At 60.8% G+C, this 19449-nt stretch carries 17 protein-coding genes, 6 tRNA genes and 1 pseudogene; 5 read left to right on the top strand and 19 right to left on the bottom strand.

The genetic code is table 11. The annotated features are described in order from the left end of the window. Nucleotides 1-124: 124 nt before the first annotated feature. Both ACZYR5_RS19310 and ACZYR5_RS19305 read right to left on the bottom strand, forming a co-directional pair. Nucleotides 125-748, bottom strand: coding sequence for a glutathione S-transferase family protein (locus ACZYR5_RS19310; protein WP_489091066.1), 624 nt, complete (start codon nucleotides 746-748; stop codon nucleotides 125-127). A 43-nt stretch (nucleotides 749-791) separates the two neighbouring features. Further along, the gene (locus ACZYR5_RS19305; protein ID WP_489091065.1) at nucleotides 792-1451 is read right to left on the bottom strand and encodes a transglutaminase-like domain-containing protein; all 660 of its coding nucleotides are present in this window, start codon (nucleotides 1449-1451) and stop codon (nucleotides 792-794) included. A 224-nt stretch (nucleotides 1452-1675) separates the two neighbouring features. On the opposite strand from ACZYR5_RS19305, the gene ACZYR5_RS19300 reads away from it, so the two are divergent. Then, entirely contained in the window at nucleotides 1676-4123 is a 2448-nt protein-coding gene (locus tag ACZYR5_RS19300; protein WP_489091064.1) for an acyl-CoA dehydrogenase, read from the top strand. A gap of 94 nt (nucleotides 4124-4217) precedes the next feature. Beyond that, complete coding sequence (locus tag ACZYR5_RS19295; RefSeq protein WP_489091063.1) at nucleotides 4218-4616, top strand: PA2817 family protein; 399 nt, start codon at nucleotides 4218-4220, stop codon at nucleotides 4614-4616. A gap of 72 nt (nucleotides 4617-4688) precedes the next feature. Here ACZYR5_RS19295 and ACZYR5_RS19290 read toward each other — a convergent pair whose 3' ends face one another. Continuing rightward, on the bottom strand, nucleotides 4689-5687 hold the full coding sequence (locus ACZYR5_RS19290; protein ID WP_489091062.1) for a LysR family transcriptional regulator: 999 nt from the start codon (nucleotides 5685-5687) through the stop codon (nucleotides 4689-4691). Between the two features lie 91 nt (nucleotides 5688-5778). On the opposite strand from ACZYR5_RS19290, the gene ACZYR5_RS19285 reads away from it, so the two are divergent. After that, nucleotides 5779-6405, top strand: coding sequence for an alanyl-tRNA editing protein (locus ACZYR5_RS19285; RefSeq protein ID WP_489091061.1), 627 nt, complete (start codon nucleotides 5779-5781; stop codon nucleotides 6403-6405). Between the two features lie 48 nt (nucleotides 6406-6453). Here ACZYR5_RS19285 and ACZYR5_RS19280 read toward each other — a convergent pair whose 3' ends face one another. The 10 genes from ACZYR5_RS19280 to ACZYR5_RS19235 all read right to left on the bottom strand — a co-directional run bounded on the left by ACZYR5_RS19280 (nucleotide 6454) and on the right by ACZYR5_RS19235 (nucleotide 10661). Further along, nucleotides 6454-7218 carry an ABC transporter ATP-binding protein gene (locus ACZYR5_RS19280; RefSeq protein ID WP_489091060.1) on the bottom strand — a complete coding sequence of 255 codons (765 nt, stop codon included), beginning with the start codon at nucleotides 7216-7218 and terminating at the stop codon, nucleotides 6454-6456. A gap of 102 nt (nucleotides 7219-7320) precedes the next feature. Beyond that, nucleotides 7321-8031: an ABC transporter permease gene (locus tag ACZYR5_RS19275; protein WP_489091059.1), complete on the bottom strand. Its 711-nt coding sequence runs from the start codon at nucleotides 8029-8031 to the stop codon at nucleotides 7321-7323. Beyond that, nucleotides 8028-8756 (bottom strand): ABC transporter permease, encoded by a 729-nt coding sequence (locus ACZYR5_RS19270; protein WP_489091058.1) that lies wholly within the window; start codon nucleotides 8754-8756, stop codon nucleotides 8028-8030. Before ACZYR5_RS19270 ends, ACZYR5_RS19275 begins: the two co-directional genes overlap by 4 nt. Nucleotides 8757-8812: 56 nt before the next feature. Beyond that, nucleotides 8813-9595: a transporter substrate-binding domain-containing protein gene (locus ACZYR5_RS19265; RefSeq protein ID WP_489091057.1), complete on the bottom strand. Its 783-nt coding sequence runs from the start codon at nucleotides 9593-9595 to the stop codon at nucleotides 8813-8815. A gap of 420 nt (nucleotides 9596-10015) precedes the next feature. Beyond that, nucleotides 10016-10091 (bottom strand) — tRNA-Gly (locus ACZYR5_RS19260). 4 nt (nucleotides 10092-10095) lie between these two features. After that, a tRNA-Glu gene (locus ACZYR5_RS19255) sits at nucleotides 10096-10171 on the bottom strand. A gap of 77 nt (nucleotides 10172-10248) precedes the next feature. Continuing rightward, nucleotides 10249-10324: transfer RNA gene (locus tag ACZYR5_RS19250), tRNA-Gly, on the bottom strand. Between the two features lie 3 nt (nucleotides 10325-10327). Further along, a tRNA-Glu gene (locus ACZYR5_RS19245) sits at nucleotides 10328-10403 on the bottom strand. 104 nt (nucleotides 10404-10507) lie between these two features. Next, a tRNA-Gly gene (locus tag ACZYR5_RS19240) sits at nucleotides 10508-10583 on the bottom strand. Nucleotides 10584-10585: 2 nt separating this feature from the next. Continuing rightward, a tRNA-Glu gene (locus ACZYR5_RS19235) sits at nucleotides 10586-10661 on the bottom strand. Between the two features lie 370 nt (nucleotides 10662-11031). Between ACZYR5_RS19235 and ACZYR5_RS19230 the strand changes: the two genes are divergently transcribed. Then, complete coding sequence (locus tag ACZYR5_RS19230; RefSeq protein WP_489091056.1) at nucleotides 11032-11790, top strand: hypothetical protein; 759 nt, start codon at nucleotides 11032-11034, stop codon at nucleotides 11788-11790. Nucleotides 11791-11843: 53 nt separating this feature from the next. On the opposite strand, the gene ACZYR5_RS19225 is transcribed toward ACZYR5_RS19230, so the two are convergent. The 4 genes and pseudogenes from ACZYR5_RS19225 to ACZYR5_RS19210 form a co-directional block, all read right to left on the bottom strand. Further along, on the bottom strand, nucleotides 11844-12707 hold the full coding sequence (locus ACZYR5_RS19225) for a methyl-accepting chemotaxis protein (protein WP_489091228.1): 864 nt from the start codon (nucleotides 12705-12707) through the stop codon (nucleotides 11844-11846). Then, a pseudogene (locus ACZYR5_RS19220) lies at nucleotides 12705-13760 on the bottom strand (HAMP domain-containing protein); the annotation flags it as partial. The gene ACZYR5_RS19225 and the pseudogene ACZYR5_RS19220, both read right to left, overlap by 3 nt. Nucleotides 13761-13942: 182 nt before the next feature. Continuing rightward, complete coding sequence (locus ACZYR5_RS19215) at nucleotides 13943-15298, bottom strand: aminotransferase-like domain-containing protein (RefSeq protein ID WP_489091055.1); 1356 nt, start codon at nucleotides 15296-15298, stop codon at nucleotides 13943-13945. Nucleotides 15299-15513: 215 nt separating this feature from the next. Then, nucleotides 15514-16275 (bottom strand): SDR family oxidoreductase, encoded by a 762-nt coding sequence (locus ACZYR5_RS19210; protein ID WP_489091054.1) that lies wholly within the window; start codon nucleotides 16273-16275, stop codon nucleotides 15514-15516. A 232-nt stretch (nucleotides 16276-16507) separates the two neighbouring features. On the opposite strand from ACZYR5_RS19210, the gene ACZYR5_RS19205 reads away from it, so the two are divergent. Further along, nucleotides 16508-17512 carry an NADP-dependent oxidoreductase gene (locus ACZYR5_RS19205; RefSeq protein WP_489091053.1) on the top strand — a complete coding sequence of 335 codons (1005 nt, stop codon included), beginning with the start codon at nucleotides 16508-16510 and terminating at the stop codon, nucleotides 17510-17512. A gap of 42 nt (nucleotides 17513-17554) precedes the next feature. On the opposite strand, the gene pyrF is transcribed toward ACZYR5_RS19205, so the two are convergent. Next, on the bottom strand, nucleotides 17555-18253 hold the full coding sequence (gene pyrF, locus ACZYR5_RS19200) for an orotidine-5'-phosphate decarboxylase (RefSeq protein WP_489091052.1): 699 nt from the start codon (nucleotides 18251-18253) through the stop codon (nucleotides 17555-17557). Between the two features lie 108 nt (nucleotides 18254-18361). Next, nucleotides 18362-19414 (bottom strand): AI-2E family transporter, encoded by a 1053-nt coding sequence (locus tag ACZYR5_RS19195; protein WP_489091051.1) that lies wholly within the window; start codon nucleotides 19412-19414, stop codon nucleotides 18362-18364. Nucleotides 19415-19449 lie beyond the last annotated feature (35 nt).

Here is a 19449-nt window from a genome sequence, read left to right as displayed (position 1 = left end):
CGCACCAAGAAGGGAAATTGGAAAATTCGTCAGGGCCGACGGCGCGCAAGACAACCGCGGCACATTGACGCAATGGTGCTTGGCGACGCCGCACAAGTACAGTCATCAGTATTGATAGTGAGTATTAAGTCAACGCGGTCATCACGGCCTTCTGATAGGCCGGGCGCTGTTTCAGGCGTTCATACCAGGCTTGCAGATGGGGTTGGGGCGTACGCTCGATGGGCATTTCGAACCAGGCGTAAATGAAGCTGCCGAGCGGGATGTCACCCATGCCGATTTCGTCTCCGGACAGATAAGGCGTAACGGCAAGCGCTCGATCGGCCATTGCCAGCAAGCCCTCGCATTCCTTGATCGCCGCCTGGATGGCCGGCCAGTCCTGTTGTTCCTTCGGCGTGCGCAACACGCCCCAGAACACCGTGCGAAACGGCCCGGCAAAGCTTGAAGTGGTCCAGTCCATCCATTTTTCGCCATGAGCACGGGCCTGCACATTGTCTGGGTACCAGGCCGTTGCCGGGGCGTGGCGGGCGAGCAGATAACGCACGATGACGTTGGACTCCCACAGTACGAAGCCATCGTCTTCGATAACAGGCACCCGGCCATTGGGGTTCATGGCGCGGTACTCGGGGGTATCGACCACGCCAAACGCACCGCCGGCATCAATGGCTTCGTACGCCAGGCCGAGTTCCTCGGCGGCCCACAGTGCTTTCCTGACGTTCGACGAATTTTTCCGACCCCAGATCTTCAGCATGACCTTCCCTCAATGGATGAATGCCGAGGCAGTCTACGCCGTATCAGGCGCGAGACAAATCGCTCTGCATATCGCCCAGCAAGGCCGGCATCTGCTCGCTGAACAGATGGGGGTAGCACTTTTCCAGGTGCTGGAAAAAGAACACCTCGGGCACATCGACAAACTGCCCATGATCGACCAGGTACTCCATGGACTGCTGGCCTTGCCGGTTGAAGGCATGAAACACACTGTCGTTGAGCCCGTCAAAGTCCAGCGGCGGCACATCGAACAGCTCGCACAGCCGCGCATTGAACGCCGGGGTGGCCTTGACCCAGCGCCCCTGCAGATACAACTCGGTGTAACCGTGCATGGCGAACACATCGCTTTTGAGCAACTCGATCAGGCGCGGCGTCGACAGGTGATTGCGCACGTCTGCCAGGCCGATCCGTGCGGCAATCCCGCAGTGCCGGGCACAGCCGGCCAGCAACGTGGCCTTGGGCACGCAATAGCTTTCGCCGGTGGCCAAGGCATAACTGCCACGCAGGGTCTCGGGGTCACGACTGAAGGTATAGGGGTTGTAGCGGACCGCCTCGCGTACCGCGTAATAGAGATTGACCGCCTGCGCGACCGGGTCACGGCTGGCACCCCGATGTTTTTCGGCGAACTCCACCACCGCTGGGTGGTCACTATCGATGAAGCGGCCGGGATTCAGATACTCGTGCATGGGAACAATCTCCTGATTGAACCCCGAGTCTAGCGAGAGCTTCAGCACAGAGATAACGACGTTTCGGCCAAACATGAGAGCGCCCGGACTTCACTCGACACTCATGAAACAACCTTCACGCCGTGCGCCAACACATTCAAACACACTGTTGCGAACACCCCGTTCTGCAGATGACGTCTAAGCTCTGGGGGTTGTTTTGCCCCTGGTTTCACGGAGGATTGAATATGCTGCTGTTGTGGATACTGGTTCTGGTGCTGGGCATTGCCTACCTGGCGCACCGCCGCACCGCCCCGATGCCCGCCCTGGGCATTGTCGCCTTCTACCTGTTGGCGATGGGCATCGTGGGCCACGCGCCAGGCTGGTTGCTGCTGATCACCTGGATACTGCTGGCGGCCGTCGCGGCGCCCCTGCTGCTGCCGGACCTGCGCCGCAAGTTCTTCACCGCTCCGCTATTCAGTTGGTTCCAGAAAACCCTGCCACCGATGTCGCAAACCGAGCGCGACGCCATCGATGCTGGCACCGTCTGGTGGGACGGCGAACTGTTCAGCGGCCGCCCGGACTGGAACAAGCTCCTGGCCTACCCCAAGGCGCAACTGAGCGAAGAAGAACAGGCCTTTCTCGACGGCCCGACCGAAGCACTGTGCGCCATGGTCAGCGACTGGCATATCGGCCAGACCATGGATCTGCCGGCCGAAGCCTGGAGCCATATCAAAGACAATGGCTTTTTTGCCCTGATCATTCCCAAGGAGTACGGCGGTAAAGGCTTCTCTTCCTACGCGAACTCGCAAGTGGCGATGAAACTGGCAACCCGCAGTGGTGACCTCGCCTCCACCGTGATGGTGCCCAACTCCCTCGGCCCTGCCGAACTGTTGCTGCACTACGGCACCGACGCCCAACGCGACCACTACCTGCCACGCCTGGCGCGCGGCGACGATATCCCCTGCTTCGCCCTCACCGGCCCGTTGGCCGGCTCCGACGCCGGCGCCATGCCCGACAGCGGAATCATCTGCAAGGGCGAATGGCAGGGCCAGGAAACCCTCGGCCTGCGCCTGAACTGGGAAAAACGCTACATCACCCTCGGCCCGGTCGCGACCCTGCTCGGCCTGGCCTTCAAGGCCTACGACCCGGACCACCTGCTCGGCGACAAGGTCGACCTGGGCATCAGCCTGGCGCTGATCCCCACCGACACCCCCGGCGTGGAAATCGGCCGACGGCACCTGCCCCTCGGCGCTTCGTTCATGAACGGCCCGAACTCCGGCAAGGACGTATTCGTCCCCCTGGACTGCCTGATCGGCGGCCAGGAGATGCTCGGCAAGGGCTGGATGATGCTGATGAACTGCCTGTCGGTGGGCCGCTCCATTTCCCTGCCTGCCGTAGGCACCGGCGCCGCCAAGTTCACCAGCCTGGTGACTGGCCAGTACGCCCAGGTGCGCGAGCAATTCAATGTGCCGCTGTCCGCCTTCGAAGGTATCCAGGAAGCCATGGCACGCATTGGCGGCAACGCCTGGATGATGGATGCCGCCCGCATGCTCACCGCCAGCGCGCTGGACCTGGGGGAAAAACCCTCGGTGCTGTCGGCCGTGCTCAAGTATCACCTCACCGAACGCGGCCGCGAATGCATCAGCCACGCGATGGACGTGCATGGCGGCAAGGCCATCATCATGGGACCGAACAACTACCTGGGCCGCAGTTGGCAAGGCGCGCCGATCTTCATCACGGTCGAAGGCGCGAACATCCTGTCACGCAACCTGATGATCTTCGGCCAGGGCGCGATTCGCTGCCATCCGTTCGTTCTCAAGGAAATGGCCCTGGCCGGGCGCGAAGACAAGGACCAGGCGCTCAAGGAGTTCGACGCGCTGCTGCTCAAACACATTGGCTTTGCCGTCAGCAACGCTGCCAGCACCCTGGTCCTCAACCTGGGCTTCGGCCATCTCGAACACAGCCCCGGCGACAAGCTCAGCCAAGGCTACTTCCGCGCCCTCAATCGCCAGGCGGCCGCTTTCGCCCTGCTCGCCGACCTGAGCATGATGCTGCTGGGCGGTGAACTGAAACGTCGCGAGCGCCTGTCGGCTCGCCTTGGTGATGTGCTCAGCAACATGTACCTCGCCTCGGCAGCGCTGAAGCGTTATCACGACCTCGATTCGCCGGAATATCTGACGCCGCTGTTTACCTGGGCCATGGAGGAAAGCCTCGGCCAGGCCGAGCGCGCACTGGACGAATTGCTCGGCAACTTCCCCAACAGGGTGCTGGGCTGCCTGCTGCGCGTGATCGTGTTTCCGTTCGGACGCCGGCACAAGGGCCCCAGCGACAAGCTGGGCGCCGAAGTGGCGGCAGTGATTGGCCGGGCCAAGGGTGATCCTGCCTTGGAAGAGTTGCTGGCGGGCTGCTACCGCCCGCAATCGGCCGAGGATCCGGTGGGCGCCCTGCAACAGGCGTGCAACCTGCTCAACGAGGTGCAGCCCCTGCAGAAAAAGATCCATCTGGCGCTCAAGAGCGGCCAGTTCAAACCCGCTGCCGGCGAGCCGCTGATCGACGCGGCGCTGGAAGCCGGCGTACTGCAGGCGGGCGAGGCGCAACGCTTGCGTGAAGCCGAAGTGGCGCGGCGCAAGGTGATCGATGTCGATGACTTCCCCAAGGAACAGCTGGAGTTGGCGGAAGGCAAGATCCGCTAGCGTCAGGACACGTCGAGCGGTCCAGTGATGAAAAACGGGCGCCAGGGCTATATACTCCGGCGCCCGTTTTGCTTTGTTGTAGAGGACTGCCCTTATGCTCGATCAAACCCTCGTCCAGCTCGACCTCCTGCGCAGTATCCTGGTCGCTGTCGGTGAAGCCGAGCAGGTTCCGGAAGAAAGCCATGCGCTGTTCCTGGAGCGTTTCGATGAACTGCGTCAGGCACTGCCGGTCGATCCGATCGAAAGCCAGTACCTGGGTCAGGACCTGATGTGCCAGGTCATCCAGCGTTACCCGCAAATCGCCCATCTGGTGCCGCGCGACCTGCTGTGGTTCTTCGGCGGCGACTGCCTGCATTACATGCCCGATGACGAACTGGATATGTATCAGGCGCTGGAGGAACGCCGCTTCGAGGCCGAACAGAACGACGAACCGTTCGACTGGAACCAGGAAAAACAACTGATGACCCTGTCGAACCAGGACAGCAAGCACTGATCCTCGATCAGCACTGACAGAAGGCTCGCCTACCAGACAGGCGGGCCTTTTTTATTTGTCGCGCCGCCAGGCTCAGAACAGCCCTTCGCTCTCCGGCAACTCGTATTCGCCCGCGTTGCGCCCTGTAGCCGCGCCCTTGCCCGGATTGTCCAGGGTCGGCTCCTGCTCCAGGCACTCCACCAGATAATCGATCAGCACCCGCAACTTGGCGGGCAGATAGCGCGTGGGCGAATACAGCAGCCAGGCGCCACCGTGATAAGAAGCGAGGAAGGTCCAGTCCGGCAGCACCTGCACCATCAGCCCCTGTTCCAGGGCATGCCGGGCGGTGAAATACGGCAGGCTGCCGATCCCGATGTGCTGCAATACCGCCCCAAGGCGCACTCCGGTGTGATTGGCGGCATAGCGACCCCGTACACCGACCGTCACGCTGCGGGTGCCCTGCCTGAATTTCCAGCGGGCATCGCTGGGGGTTTCGCCCAGGTAGATGCAACTGTGATTGAGCAGGTCATGGGGATGACTCGGCGTGCCGTGCTCGGCCAGGTACTGCGGGCTCGCACAAAGGATGTGGTCAATGCTCAGCAACTGTCGGCCGACCAGTCCCGGCGGCGGCCGGTCCGTGATGCGAATTGCCAAGTCGACATGGTCGTCGATCAGGTCGACCTGACGATCCTCCAGCAGCAACTCGACATCGACCTTGGGATAGCGCCGCAAGAATTCCGGCATGTGCGGGTGGATCACAAATCGCCCCACGGCCTTGGGCACACTGAGGCGCACTCGCCCTTCCGGTTCCTGGGTGAACTGGCCGCTGATTTCCATCACCGAGCGCGCTGCGCTGACCATCTCCTGACAACGCTTGAATACTTCTTCGCCAGCGTCGCTGAGGCGCAATTTACGGGTGGTTCGTTGTAACAAGCGGGTGGCCAGGGCCTTTTCCAGGCGTGAAATGCTCCGGCTCACCGCCGAAGGCGAAGAGCCGAGCTGGCGGGCTGCCTCCGAAAAGCTGCCGGTTTCCACCACTTTGACAAAAATGGCCATTTCGCCCAGCAGTGGCAGTGGAAGATTTATGCTCACGGCGCAACAGTCCTTTGATGTTTGAGCGGATTATCACGCTTATAAGCCATCCATATAATTGAAAATCGAGAATTTTTTCAGAGTATGGAATATGACGCTTCGCCTGTTCTTCCACAGCGATGAGCTGCAAGCCAATGTGGAAGTGCTGGAGTGCACGCCCTGCGAGAACGAATTTGCAGTCGTGCTGCGCGCCACGCTGTTCCATCCGCAAGGGGGTGGTCAGCTCTGTGACACCGGCTGGATCGGTAAAAGCCAGGTGCTGCGGGTGGTCCAGGAGCCTGGACGGATCGTGCACTTCGTCGATCAGGCGCTCAGCCCGGGAATGGTCCGCATCGAAGTCGACGAACAACGCCGCCAACTCAATAGCCGACTGCACAGTGCCGGGCATCTGATCGGCCACTTCGCCGAAAGCCAGGGCTGGATTGCGGTCAAGGGACATCATTGGCCGGGTGAAAGCCGGGTAACCTTCAAGCCTGGTCAAACGCCCGCCGAGCTCGACAGCGCTGCAGTGCAGGACGCGCTGGACCGGTGGATCCGCGCTGACCTGCCACGCCTGACCTCACTGCGCGAAGGCGCGCGGGAAATCAGCTTCGGCGAACTGCCCGCCTATGGCTGCGGCGGCACTCACGTGCGGCGCCTGCAGGACCTCGGGGCGGTGGTCGTTGAGTCGGTCGCACAGAAAAAAGGCACGCTTTCGGTTCGTTACGCGGTGAACTGAAAGAGCAGGGTTTGAGCAGCCGTCATCGACACTCAAACCCCAGGTCAACTACTTCAAATTGCCACTGAGGAACTGCTGCAGGCGCTCACTTTTGGGATTGCCCAATACCTCCTCCGGCGCCCCCTCCTCCTCGACCCGCCCCTGATGCAGGAACAGCACCTGGTTGGAAACCTTGCGCGCAAAGCTCATTTCGTGGGTCACCATGATCATGGTCCGGCCTTCTTCCGCCAGCCCCTGGATCACCTTGAGCACTTCACCGACCAGTTCAGGGTCCAGCGCCGAAGTCGGCTCATCGAACAGCATCACTTCCGGTTCCATCGCCAACGCCCGGGCAATAGCCACGCGCTGCTGCTGGCCGCCGGAAAGGAACGCCGGGTACTGATCCGCCACGCGGGCCGGCAGGCCGACCTTCTCCAGATAACGGCGGGCACGGTCTTCGGCGTCTTTCTTGCTGACGCCCAGCACCCGGCGCGGGGCCATGGTGATGTTCTCCAGCACGGTCATGTGGCCCCACAGATTGAAGTGCTGGAAGACCATCGCCAGGCGCGTGCGCAGGCGCTGCAACTCGGCGTCGTCGGCAACCTGCATGCCATGGTGATTCTTGACCATGCGAATCGGCTTGCCGTCCAGGCTCATGGCGCCATCGTTGGGGGTTTCAAGAAAGTTGATGCAGCGCAGAAAGGTACTCTTGCCCGAGCCACTGGCGCCGATCAGGCTGATCACATCGCCGGTGTTGGCCTTGAGGGAAACGCCCTTGAGTACTTCGTGGCTGCCGTAACTCTTGTGCAGGTCTTCAATGGTCAGTTTGTACATGTGCGCAAACATCCAATCAGGGAAATGGATCGCCACGACGTCAATCGCGCCCGCAGCGAAAAAACCCACGGCCCGCCTGGCGGCCGCGGGGATGACCCACTGTCAGTGAGCCGGCCCGAGAAACGCCAACCAGCGGCGTTCGGCCACACGGAACAGACCGACCAGGGCAAAGGTGACCACCAGGTAAATCAACGCGGCTATGCCGAACGACTGGAACGTCAGGAACGTCGCCGAGTTGGCATCGCGCGCGACCTTGAGAATGTCCGGGATGGTCGCGGTGAAGGCCACGGTGGTCGAGTGCAGCATCAGGATCACTTCGTTGCTGTAGTACGGCAGCGAGCGGCGCAGGGCCGAAGGCATGATCACGTAGGCATACAGCTTCCAGCCGGTCAGACCATAGGCCTTGGCCGCTTCGACTTCGCCGTGGTTCATGCTGCGAATCGCCCCGGCAAAGATCTCCGTGGTGTAGGCGCAGGTGTTCAGGGCAAAGGCGAGGATGGTGCAGTTCATCGCGTCACGGAAGAACGCGTCGAGCACCGGCTGCTCGCGGATGGCGGCCAGGCTGTAGATCCCGGTGTAGCAGATCAGCAACTGGATATACAGCGGCGTGCCGCGGAACAGGTAGGTGTAGAACTGCACCGGCAGGCGCACGTAGAACTTCGATGAGACCCGGGCGATCGACAGCGGGATCGAGGCCAGGAAACCGATGCAGATCGAAGCGCTGAGCAACCACAGGGTCATGGCCAGGCCGGTGATGTGGTAGCCATCGCTATAGAAGAAGGGCTTCCAGTATTCCTGCATGAGTTCAATCATCGTACCGCCTCCCGGGAACCCGCCGCGTAATGTTGTTCAAGCCAGCGCAGGACAACGTTGGACGCACTGGTAATCACCAGGTAGATCAGCGCCGCCAGCACCAGGAAAAAGAACAATTGATAGGTGCTTTTGCCGGCATCCTGGGCCGCCTTGACCAGATCGGCGAGGCCAATGATCGACACCAGCGCGGTGGCCTTGAGAATCACCATCCAGTTGTTGCCGATACCCGGCAGGGCGAAGCGCATCATCTGCGGGAAGACCACAAACCGAAAACGCTGGGCGCGACTCAGGCCATAGGCGGTGGCCGCCTCCATCTGCCCGCGAGGAACAGCAAGGATCGCCCCGCGAAAGGTTTCAGTGAAATAGGCGCCGTAGATAAAGCCCAAGGTAATGATCCCGGCACCAAACGGATTGATTTCGATGTATTCCCAATCCATGGCCACCGTGAAGCTGGTCAGCCAGGTTTGCAGGCTGTAGAAAATCAGCAACATCAGCACCAGGTCGGGAACGCCGCGAATCAGTGTGGTGTAGAGCTGTGCGGGGATGCGCAACAGTTTCACACTCGAGAGTTTGGCGCTGGCGCCGATCAAGCCAAGCAGCACGCTCAGCAACAGTGAGAGGATCGATAACTTGACGGTCATCCAGGTGCCTTCCAGCAACAGCGGGCCGAAGCCCTTCAAGCTGAATGCGGAAAGCCCGAGTGTCTGCAGGAGAGTTTCGAACATGATTCTCAGGACCTATAGCGATTTAAGCGCCCCCCGCCGGGGAGGGCGCGAGGGCGTTATTTGCCGCTGTAGAGATTCAGATCGCCGAAGTGCTTCTTCTGGATCGAAGCGTAGGTGCCGTCATCGTGCAACGCCTGGATGCCTTTGTTGATCAGCGCCTTGAGTTCGGTATTGCCCTTGGCGATGCCGACTGCGGTTTTCGCCGGTAGCAGTTCGCTGTCCAGCGGTTTGCTGACCTCGAAATCGGCCCCTTGTGGCGATTTCAGGAAACCCAGTTCGGCTTGCAGCATGTCCTGGATCGAGGCGTCGAGACGGCCGGATACCAGGTCGGCATAGACCTGGTCCTGGTTGGCGTACGCCTGGGTTTCCACTCCAGCCTTGTCCAGCACCTGCTTGGCGTACGCCTCCTGGATGGTGCCCTGCTCGTAGCCAACTTTCTTGCCCTTGAGTGCCGCCGGATCAATGCCCAGGTTGGCGCCCTTTTTGTAGACCAGACCGGTTGGGCCGGAGAACAGTTCGCTGGAGAAATCGATGACTTTTTCGCGGGCCGGGGTGACGGTCATCGAGGAAATCACGCCGTCGAATTTATTGGCCTTGAGGCCCGGAATGGTTCCGTCGAAATCGCTTTCGACCCATTTGCACTTGACCTTCAGCTCGGCGCAGATCGCATTGCCCAGATCGATGTCGAACCCCACCAGGCTGCCGTCGGCGGCTTTCGATTCGAACGGCGCGTAGGACGGATCAACGCCAAAACGCAGCTCCTTGTACTCCTTGGCCATGGCGGCACCGGCGGCCATGCAGAGGGTCAGTGCAGAAAGGGTCAGCAATGTTCTTTTCATTATTATCAATTCCTAAAACCGCTACGGGCGCTTGTGGCGCGTGAGTACTGTGGCGTGCAAGGCTGCTGCAGAGTCATCCGGCGTAGAAACACCTACACACATAGATTTACTTGTACGTACAAGCATATGCAATCAACCAGCCAACTCGCGATACCGCTTGCAGGAATCAGGCGCAAGCCCACAGTTGCAGGGGTTTTAGAAGAAAAATGCAGCGCAGCGGGTTATCCGCATCCAGGTCAGCGACTGTTACCTTTATGGAAATTCGCCTCGTATTGGTGCGTGCGGTAACAATTTGCAAAGTTCACCGGTGCTGGGAAACAGCAAAAGCCCGCGCAGTGGGACTGGCAGGCAATGCAGGTAGGAGGGATAAAACACGCACAAACAAAAACGCCGCTCAATGAGCGGCGTTCTTGATGAATATGGAGCGGGAAACGAGACTCGAACTCGCGACCCCGACCTTGGCAAGGTCGTGCTCTACCAACTGAGCTATTCCCGCAAAATGGCGTCCCCTAGGGGACTCGAACCCCTGTTACCGCCGTGAAAGGGCGGTGTCCTAGGCCACTAGACGAAGGGGACACACTACCCGGACCACAGAGTGTGTGGTCTGGTACCGAACAAAAACGCCACTCCATGAGTGGCGCTCTCGTTAAATTTGGAGCGGGAAACGAGACTCGAACTCGCGACCCCGACCTTGGCAAGGTCGTGCTCTACCAACTGAGCTATTCCCGCAAATGGCGTCCCCTAGGGGACTCGAACCCCTGTTACCGCCGTGAAAGGGCGGTGTCCTAGGCCACTAGACGAAGGGGACACGCTACCCGGAACACATGGTGTGTGTTTCGGTGTCCAGACCCGCATCCGAAGACTTGGCTCTGGTTTCACTCAGCACCGCCCGAAAGCACTGCTGTTTAAAATTGGAGCGGGAAACGAGACTCGAACTCGCGACCCCGACCTTGGCAAGGTCGTGCTCTACCAACTGAGCTATTCCCGCATTGGCGTCCCCTAGGGGACTCGAACCCCTGTTACCGCCGTGAAAGGGCGGTGTCCTAGGCCACTAGACGAAGGGGACACAGCTACAACTTCACTCCTTACCGCGTTTCGCTATTCGCTTTCCGCTGTAAGTGGCGCGCATTCTATGGATGGATTGAGGGGTCGTCAACCCCCCGATATAAATTTATTTAAATCAATGACTTCCCTGCCCTTTCACGGACTATTCAGGGTTTTCGGCCGACCGGTGTTTGACGCCTATATTCTGGCACTCGCCAAGGCGCTATAGTCCTTGGCACGCCGGTAGTGGCAATGTGCACCTCGCTACCCGGCATCTATATAGAGAGCTGTAAGGCCCGCTTCAGATCGTCGTACTGGCCTATGCGCTCCCATACATAGCCTCTACACTCGCACGCAAACCCATCAAAGAGGTCTTCACGGTGACACCACTCATGATCACCCTGCTAGTAATAGTCGGGATCGCACTACTGATCGCTATTGGCTACATGAACAACGTGGTGGAAAACAACAAGCTGCAAAAGGCCCGCACCAAGGTCGAACTCAATGACCGCCTGCGCCGCTGCGGCGAAATCACCGAGACCTTTCCCGGCCAGCTGATGACGCCGGCACTCAAGTTGTTACTGGCGCGGCTCGAACTCAACGTCTGCCAGCGCCTGCTCCATCTGGAAAAATCCAGCAGCGTACTGAAAACCCGGATCGAAGAGTTGAACGCGTTGATCGCCCAGGGCGAGTCGATTCCGGTCAACAACCCACCAGCCCCCATCCTTACCGAAGCCAAGGCCAAGGACGTGCGCTTTCTCCTCGAGGCCCTGCATGGCCAGGTCACGCGAGCGGCCCACGACGGGTTCCTGCCGACCAATGAAGCGAAAGGCTGGATCCGTGAGATACGCCACATCCTGGTGTTGCTGCACATCGAGTTCTTCAGCAACCTCGGCCAGCACGCGCTGCAACAGGAGCAACCCGGCCAGGCCCGCCTGGCATTTGAGCGCGGCGTGCAGTACCTGCGCAAACAACCGGATCCGCAGGTGTATAGCGAGCAGTTGAAGTTTCTTGAAAAACTCCTCGCGCGTTCCAATTCCATGGTGCTGACCAACAGCGCGCCGGCGGAAGATGACGTCAACGAGTTGACCGAAGGCCTGAAGGACGTCGAAGTCGAGGCAGACTGGAAGAAGAAAGCGATCTACGACTGAAGCTGACACCAGGAAAAATCGCCGGCCGCAGCTGCCGGCGATGTTCCTCCCGCCTACAACCTGAAATGCCCCACCATCCCCTTGAGCTCAACCCCCAACCGCGCCAACTCGATGCTGGACGTGGCGTTGCCTTGCATGGCCAGCGATGATTGATCGGCGCTGGCGCGGATGCTGGTCACACTGCGGTTGATTTCTTCGGCCACCGAACTCTGCTGCTCGGCAGCTGCGGCAATTTGCTGGTTCATTTGCTGAATCAACGAAACCGCCGCCGCGATACTGCCCAAGGCGCTTTCGGTCTGTAGCGCATCGCTGACCGCCAGCTTGACCAGGTCGCCACTGCTGCGGATCTGCTGCACGGATGCCTGGGCCGCCGCGCGCAGGTTACTGACCAGCGCCTCGATTTCCTCGGTCGATTGCCGGGTGCGCCGGGCCAGGGCACGGACCTCATCGGCCACCACTGCAAAGCCCCTGCCCTGCTCACCCGCGCGGGCCGCTTCGATGGCGGCGTTGAGCGCCAACAGGTTGGTCTGCTCCGCGACACTCTTGATCACATCGAGCACGCTGCCGATATTCTGGATCTGCGCACTCAAGCCATCGATGCTCGAACTGGCCGAGGTCGCCGAGTCGGCCAGTTGTTCAATGCGCTGCATGCTCTGGCGCACCACCGATTGACCATTTTCAACTTTGTCGTCCGCGGTCTGGGCTGCCTGCGCGGCCTCCTCGGCGTTGCGTGCGACATCATGCACGGTGGCGGTCATCTGGTTCATCGCGGTGGCGACCTGCTCGGTCTCTTCCTTCTGGCTGCTGACCTCCAGATTGGTCTGTTCGGTCACGCTCGACAGCGACTGCGCGGAGCTGGCCAGCTGTTCGATCCCCGCCTGCAACCCGCTGACAATCTGACTCAAACCCGAGCCCATCGACTGCATGGCCTGCATCAACTGGCCAATCTCGTCCCGTCGAGTCACGGTCACCGTGGCACTCAAGTCCCCTGCGGCAATTTGTTCGGCGACCCGGATCACACTGCGCAGCGGTGTAACAATCAGCCGGGTGATCACCCAGGCAACAACCAGTCCGACCAGCAGCGCCAACAGCGACGACGCGATGATCAACCCGGTGTTTTTCTGCAGTTCCGCCTGCATGGCCTGATCCTGTGCCGCGTAGGCCTGGTCAACCTGGCGCACCACTTCGCCGGCGCGCTCACGCAACTGCTGGTAGACACGTTTTTCCTGGCCCAGCAGTCCGGTGTACTCGGCCAGCTTTTCACTGAAGCCGGCAATGTGCCCGGCCACTTCATTGAGCACAGTCTGATAGCCCGCATCCTTGACCGACCCCTTCAGCGCCTCGACCTGGCTCAGTGCCTGGTCGGCCTGCTCGATCTTGCCCTGATTGCTCTCGTCCGCATCGGCCTTGCGGCTCTGGTCAAGGCGCACGCGCGCTTCGTTCATGGCCTGCAACATCAGCTTGGACACCTGGCTGACCTGATTGGCCTGTTCGATGAACTCGGCCCCTTCCCGGCCGGCCGACTCCTTGAGGGTGTAAGCCCCGTCATCCGCCAGCCCGGCCTGCAAGACATCGAGATTGTTGGCGACACTGGACACCGACCAACTGGCCATTTCCAGCGCCAGGTCCTTGGCCGACGTCAGCTCGACAAATTGATCAAACGCCAGGCGATAGGCGCTCAACGACTGTTCGACCTCGGTCATCACCGAAGCATTGCCCGGGGATCGGGCCTTGAGGCTGGCGGCCAGGGTTTTCAGCTCGTCGATACCCTGATGCAAGGCTTCCACTGTTTTGCCGTCGCCGTGCAAGGCGAACTCCTGCTCGAGGAGACGCACGTTGAGCAGGCCACGGTTGAGCGACGACATCTGCTTGAGTCCATCGAAACGCTGGCTGACGGTGTGCAACGACCAGACACCAATGGCGGCCACCAGGGCGGTCAGCAGCAACACCAGGACAAAGCCCAGTGCCATTTTCTTTGCCATGCCGAGGTTGGCAAATTGTCCTTGCACGCCTGGAATCATTGCTCGCTATCTCCTGTCTGTGGCCAACGGCAACAGGGTCATTATCTGTTGCCGCAGATTCGCAACGGGCCACCCCGGAATACAAGCCTCAAACACGCCGATAATGGCAAAAAGCTACGCAACCGTCGCTTTCAGGACGCTTGAGGTCGATCTGGCAACGTGCAGGCCTGGAAAAACGCCAGCGCCCGCGCATCCCCCACGTACGCCACATTGATGCGCAACCAATCGCTGGCCTGGGCGCCGGCATTGAAGGCCGTGCTGCACGACAACGAAACGCCGTAGCGCAACGCGTTGGCGCAGACCAACAGGCGATCGCGTTTTTTGGGCCGGGCCCAGATGTACAAACCCGCGGTAGGTTTGCCGAAGACTTCCCACTCCCGATCTTCCAGCATTTGCAGCGCCGTCCGCATGTCACGCCGCAATCGCAGGCGCTGGCGTTGCACCAGCTTGCGATAGGCACCATTGGCCAACAGCTTGGACAGCACCGACTCGCTGAAATGCGAGCCCCCCAGGCTGGTAATCCGCTTGACGCCCGCCAGGCGTGCAACGATTTCTTCGCTGGCCAGCACAAACCCGACCCGCAACGAACTGCTCAGGGTCTTCGAGAAACTGCCGACATAGACCACAGTGGCCGACTGATCCAACGCTGCGAGCCGAACAGCGCTACGCCCCTGGAAATCAGCATACACATCGTCCTCGACCACCATGACCCCATGCTGCTGGGTCAATTGCAGTACCTGCTGCGCCACCTCTAGTGACAAGCTGCTGCCCGTCGGGTTGTGGCACAGACTGTTGATAAACAGGGCCTTGGGTTTATGCACCTGCAATAGCGCGTCGAGGGCATCGGTGTCCGGCCCGCGCGGTGTGCGGGCCACCTCCAGCATGTGCACGCCGTGCAAGCGCAGTTGCTCGAACAGGTTGGGATAGCCGGGACTCTCGACCACCACGCAATCCCCCGGTTTGAGCAGCGCCCGGATGATCAGGTCAAGGCCGTGAGTGGCGCCCGTCGTGGTCAGCACCCGAGATTCGTCGGCAACGATATTGAATGCCCGCAAACGCTTGAGGATTTGCTGGCGCAGAGCGGGCAAGCCATAGGCCGAGCAATAGCTGAACAGGCCTTGCATATCGGTGCGCGAAACCTGGCGGATGGCGTACCCCAAGTCATCGCTCTCTCGCCAGCCTTCCGGCAGGCCCCCTTGGCCCAGGGGCAAACTGTCCGATGGAGTGCAAGCAACGCCAGGAACGGGTACAGGTGCCGCAACGAAAAAGCTTGAGCCATAGCGCGAGGCGAGTACGCCCTGCGCGACCATTCGTTCATAAGCTTCAATGACACAGGATTGGCTGAGCAGGTTGTCGCGGGCCAGTTGCCGGATAGAGGGTAAACGCGTTCCAGGTTCGATGCCGCTGTGGCGAATCCAGCTCCCCAGTGCATCGACGATTTGCTGCACCACGGGGACCAGCGCCTGACGATCGATTCTCAACTCCATGAGAGTCCAACTCCAACTGTTTGAGGGTATTTCCGCAATCAGTTAAGCACAGCGCTCCTGTCGCGAATGTGCGACATAACCCTCAAACCTGCAGGCTCTAATCCTTTGAAACACATTCTCCCACGCATGAAAAAAGCCCACAGGCATGTGGGCTGGGTCTCACACAATTTGCGGCTGTTGCGCTGAGCGGCACTCAGCGCAACAGCCGCCATCTATCAAAACGCCGTCACGCCGCCGTCGACCGCCAAAGAGTGCCCGGTGGTAAACGCCGCACCGTCGCTGCACAAATACAGCACCGCACTGGCGATTTCCTCTACCTTACCGATCCTCCCCACCGGGTGCATCGCGGCAGCGAAATCGGCTTTTTTCGGGTCCGCTTCATACGCCCGGCGGAACATGTCGGTATCGATCACCGCCGGACAGACCGCGTTCACCCGAATGCTTTTCTTCGCGTACTCGATGGCCGCCGACTTGGTCAGGCCGATCACCGCGTGCTTGGACGCCGCATAAATACTCATCTTCGGCGCCGCGCCAAGTCCCGCCACCGATGCGGTGTTGACGATGGCACCACCGCCCTGGGCCAGCATCAGTGGCAATTGATACTTCATGCACAACCAGACGCCCTTGACGTTGACGCCCATGATCGCATCGAACTCATCGATGGTGCCTTCGGCCAGCTTGCCCTTTTCGATCTCGATCCCGGCATTGTTGAAGGCGTAGTCCACACGGCCGTAGGCATTGACCGCCCGCGCCAGCAGATTCTGCACGTCGCTTTCGTCGGTGACGTTGCAACGCACAAACACGGCGTCACCGCCTGCCGCGCGGATCAGTTCGACAGTGCCTTCGCCGCCCGCCACATCGAGATCCGCGACCACTACCTGCAACCCTTCGCCGGCAAACGCCTGGGCGGTCGCACGGCCAATACCGGCTGCGCCCCCCGTCACCAACGCTACCCGGCCAGAAAATTTCATGCTCATTGTTATGTCCTCGAAAGATCGCACTGATCGCGTATTCGCAGTCTAGCCAGCCAATCTCCTGGGGCGGCAGCACTATTGAAGGGCCGGTTGGCCACTCATGAATCGCAGTGATGAATAGCCCGGAACGACTATCACTGCACTGGATCGACGCGTATTCGCTGGCACGGCAAACCTTGCGGCATCGAGCCTGAAGGTCTATCAATCATTCTTCTTTGACCCTTGAGTGATCGCCATGACTGCCCAGACCAATCGTCAATTCCTGCTCGCCAAACGCCCGGTGGGTGCCGCGACCCGCGAGACGTTCACTTACCAGCAAGTCCCGGTGGGCGAACCGGCCGCTGGGCAGATCCTGGTGCAGAACCAGTACCTGTCGCTGGACCCTGCGATGCGCGGCTGGATGAATGAAGGCAAGTCCTACATTCCGCCCGTGGCCATCGGTGAGGTCATGCGCGCGCTGGGTGTCGGCCAGGTGATCGCCTCGAACAATCCGGGGTTTGCGGTGGGTGACTACGTCAATGGCGCCTTGGGCGTGCAGGATTATTTCCTCGGCGAACCGCGCGGTTTCTACAAGGTCGACCCGAAACTGGCGCCGCTGCCGCGGTATTTGTCCGCCTTGGGCATGACTGGCATGACCGCCTACTTCGCCCTGCTCGACGTCGGCGCGCCGAAAGCCGGTGACACCGTGGTGCTGTCCGGTGCGGCTGGCGCTGTCGGCAGCATTGCCGGGCAGATAGCCAAGCTCAAGGGCTGCCGAGTGGTAGGGATTGCCGGGGGCGCCGACAAGTGCCAGTTCCTGATCGACGAACTGGGTTTCGACGGTGCCATCGACTACAAGAGCGAGGACGTGGTGGCCGGTCTCAAGCGCGAATGCCCGAAAGGCGTGGACGTGTACTTCGACAACGTCGGCGGCGACATCCTCGATGCGGTGCTCAGCCGCCTGAACCTCAAGGCCCGGGTGGTGATTTGCGGCGCCATCAGTCAGTACAACAACAAGGAAGCGGTCAAGGGTCCGGCCAACTACCTGTCGCTATTGGTCAATCGCGCACGCATGGAGGGCTTTGTGGTGATGGATTATGCGGCGCAATACGCCAGCGCCGCCCAGGAAATGGCCGGCTGGATGGCCAAGGGGCAGCTCAAGAGCAAGGAGGACATCGTCGAAGGGCTGGAGGCGTTCCCGGAAACCCTGATGAAGCTGTTCAACGGCGAGAACTTCGGCAAGCTGGTGCTGAAGGTGTGACGCAAAGCATTGCGGGAGCCGCCAGGCGGCTCCCGCAACACCTCAGGCGAGTTCGGCGACGACGTCCGCCAATGCCTTGGCCGGATCGGCCGCCTGGCTGATCGGGCGACCGATCACCAGGTAATCGGAGCCGGCGTCCAGCGCCTGGCGCGGGGTCAGGATCCGGCGCTGGTCGTCCTGGGCACTGCCTGCCGGACGAATCCCCGGGGTCACCAGTTGCAGCGACGGGTGCGCCGCCTTCAGGGCCTGGGCTTCCAGCGCCGAGCACACCAGGCCATCCATCCCGGCTTTTTCCGCCAGGGCCGCCAGACGCAACACTTGCTCCTGTGGCTCGATGTCCAGGCCGATACCGGCCAGATCCTCACGCTCCATGCTGGTCAGCACGGTCACGCCGATCAGCAACGGCTTGGTACCGCTGCGCTGATCCAGCACTTCGCGGCAGGCCGCCATCATGCGCAGGCCACCGGAGCAGTGCACGTTGACCATCCATACGCCCATTTCCGCGGCAGCCTTGACGGCCATCGCGGTGGTGTTCGGGATATCGTGGAATTTCAGGTCGAGGAACACTTCAAAACCCTTGTCGCGCAGGGTGCCGACAATTTCCGAAGCGCAGCTGGTGAACAGCTCTTTACCGACCTTGACCCGGCACAGTTTCGGGTCCAACTGATCCGCCAGTTTCAGTGCGGCGTCACGGGTAGGGAAATCCAGGGCGACGATGATAGGAGTCTGGCAGGCGGACATGAGTGGGCTCTCAGGCAAGTCGAAATCGGCGCGCATTGTAGCGGAACACGAGCCCCTCCGGGACCCGATGATCGGTAAATCATCCATTACCCCTGAAAAACCGCAGGCCTAGCGCCGCTCTTCGACCCGCGCCTGGCTCTTGCTCCAGTCGTTCAGCAGGCTGTACGCCACTGCCAGCAAGGTCGGACCGATGAACAGACCGATGAAGCCAAAGGCAATCAAGCCGCCGAATACCCCGAGCAGCACGATCACCAGCGGCAGGTTGCCGCCACGGCTGATCAGGTAAGGCTTGAGCACGTTGTCCACGCCACTGATGATAAAGGTGCCCCAAATCCCCAGGAACACCGCGTACCCGTACTCGCCTTTCCACACCAACCAGGCGGTGGCCGGAATCCATACCAGCGGCGGGCCCATGGGGATCAGGCTGAGCAGGAAGGTCACGATGCCCAGCACCAGCGCCCCCGGTACGCCGGCGATCAGGAAACCGATCAGCGCCAGCAGCGCCTGCGCCGCCGCCGTACCAATCACCCCGTTGACCACGCGCTGCACGGTCCCGGCCACCAACTCGATGTAATAACCGGCACGATCGCCGATCAGCCGCTCCAGCAGGCGATGAACGAACATCGCCAGGCGTGGACCATCCCGATAGAAGAAGAACACGAAGACGATACTCAAGGTCAGCTCGAGGATCCCGCCACCGATCTGGGCACTGCGCGCCAGCAGCCAGTTGCCGACCTGTCCGAGATGCGGCTTGATCGCCACCATCAGCGCCGCCCCTTGCTGGTCGATGCTGTTCCAGATGCCCACCAACCGTCCGCCCACCAGCGGCACCCCAGCCAGCCAAACCGGCGCTTCAGGCAGGCCGTCGACCTGCACGTCCTTGATGAAGGCCGTGGCATCGCGCACGTGATCCGCCAGGTTCAAGCCCAACCACACCAGCGGCGCCGCCACCAGGAGCATCCAGCACAAGGTCAGCAAGGCAGCGGCCAGGGATTCGCGGCCCTTGAGCCAACCGGTCAGCAGGCGCATCAGCGGCCAACTGGCGAACGCCAGCACCGCGCCCCAGAACAGCGCCGACCAGAAGGGTGCCATCACCCAGAAGCTGGCACCGAACAACACCAGGAGGAGGATCTGCACCAACAGGCGATCGTTATTGAGCATGGACAATCTCGAACAGGTTGATCAAAAAGTGCGCG

This window comes from Pseudomonas sp. F007, assembly GCF_057814275.1.
The sequence above is the reverse complement of the archived record's forward strand: the minus strand, read 5'-3'. Positions and strand labels throughout refer to the sequence as shown.

Coding starts and splice junctions, on each gene's coding strand:
- ACZYR5_RS19310 (WP_489091066.1), bottom strand. CDS start 748: ATGCTGAAGATCTGGGGTCGGAAAAATTCGTCGAACGTCAGGAAAGCA.
- ACZYR5_RS19305 (WP_489091065.1), bottom strand. CDS start 1,451: ATGCACGAGTATCTGAATCCCGGCCGCTTCATCGATAGTGACCACCCA.
- ACZYR5_RS19300 (WP_489091064.1), top strand. CDS start 1,676: ATGCTGCTGTTGTGGATACTGGTTCTGGTGCTGGGCATTGCCTACCTG.
- ACZYR5_RS19295 (WP_489091063.1), top strand. CDS start 4,218: ATGCTCGATCAAACCCTCGTCCAGCTCGACCTCCTGCGCAGTATCCTG.
- ACZYR5_RS19285 (WP_489091061.1), top strand. CDS start 5,779: ATGACGCTTCGCCTGTTCTTCCACAGCGATGAGCTGCAAGCCAATGTG.
- ACZYR5_RS19280 (WP_489091060.1), bottom strand. CDS start 7,218: ATGTACAAACTGACCATTGAAGACCTGCACAAGAGTTACGGCAGCCAC.
- ACZYR5_RS19275 (WP_489091059.1), bottom strand. CDS start 8,031: ATGATTGAACTCATGCAGGAATACTGGAAGCCCTTCTTCTATAGCGAT.
- ACZYR5_RS19270 (WP_489091058.1), bottom strand. CDS start 8,756: ATGTTCGAAACTCTCCTGCAGACACTCGGGCTTTCCGCATTCAGCTTG.
- ACZYR5_RS19265 (WP_489091057.1), bottom strand. CDS start 9,595: ATGAAAAGAACATTGCTGACCCTTTCTGCACTGACCCTCTGCATGGCC.
- ACZYR5_RS19230 (WP_489091056.1), top strand. CDS start 11,032: ATGATCACCCTGCTAGTAATAGTCGGGATCGCACTACTGATCGCTATT.
- ACZYR5_RS19225 (WP_489091228.1), bottom strand. CDS start 12,707: ATGGGCTCGGGTTTGAGTCAGATTGTCAGCGGGTTGCAGGCGGGGATC.
- ACZYR5_RS19215 (WP_489091055.1), bottom strand. CDS start 15,298: ATGGAGTTGAGAATCGATCGTCAGGCGCTGGTCCCCGTGGTGCAGCAA.
- ACZYR5_RS19210 (WP_489091054.1), bottom strand. CDS start 16,275: ATGAGCATGAAATTTTCTGGCCGGGTAGCGTTGGTGACGGGGGGCGCA.
- ACZYR5_RS19205 (WP_489091053.1), top strand. CDS start 16,508: ATGACTGCCCAGACCAATCGTCAATTCCTGCTCGCCAAACGCCCGGTG.
- pyrF (WP_489091052.1), bottom strand. CDS start 18,253: ATGTCCGCCTGCCAGACTCCTATCATCGTCGCCCTGGATTTCCCTACC.
- ACZYR5_RS19195 (WP_489091051.1), bottom strand. CDS start 19,414: ATGCTCAATAACGATCGCCTGTTGGTGCAGATCCTCCTCCTGGTGTTG.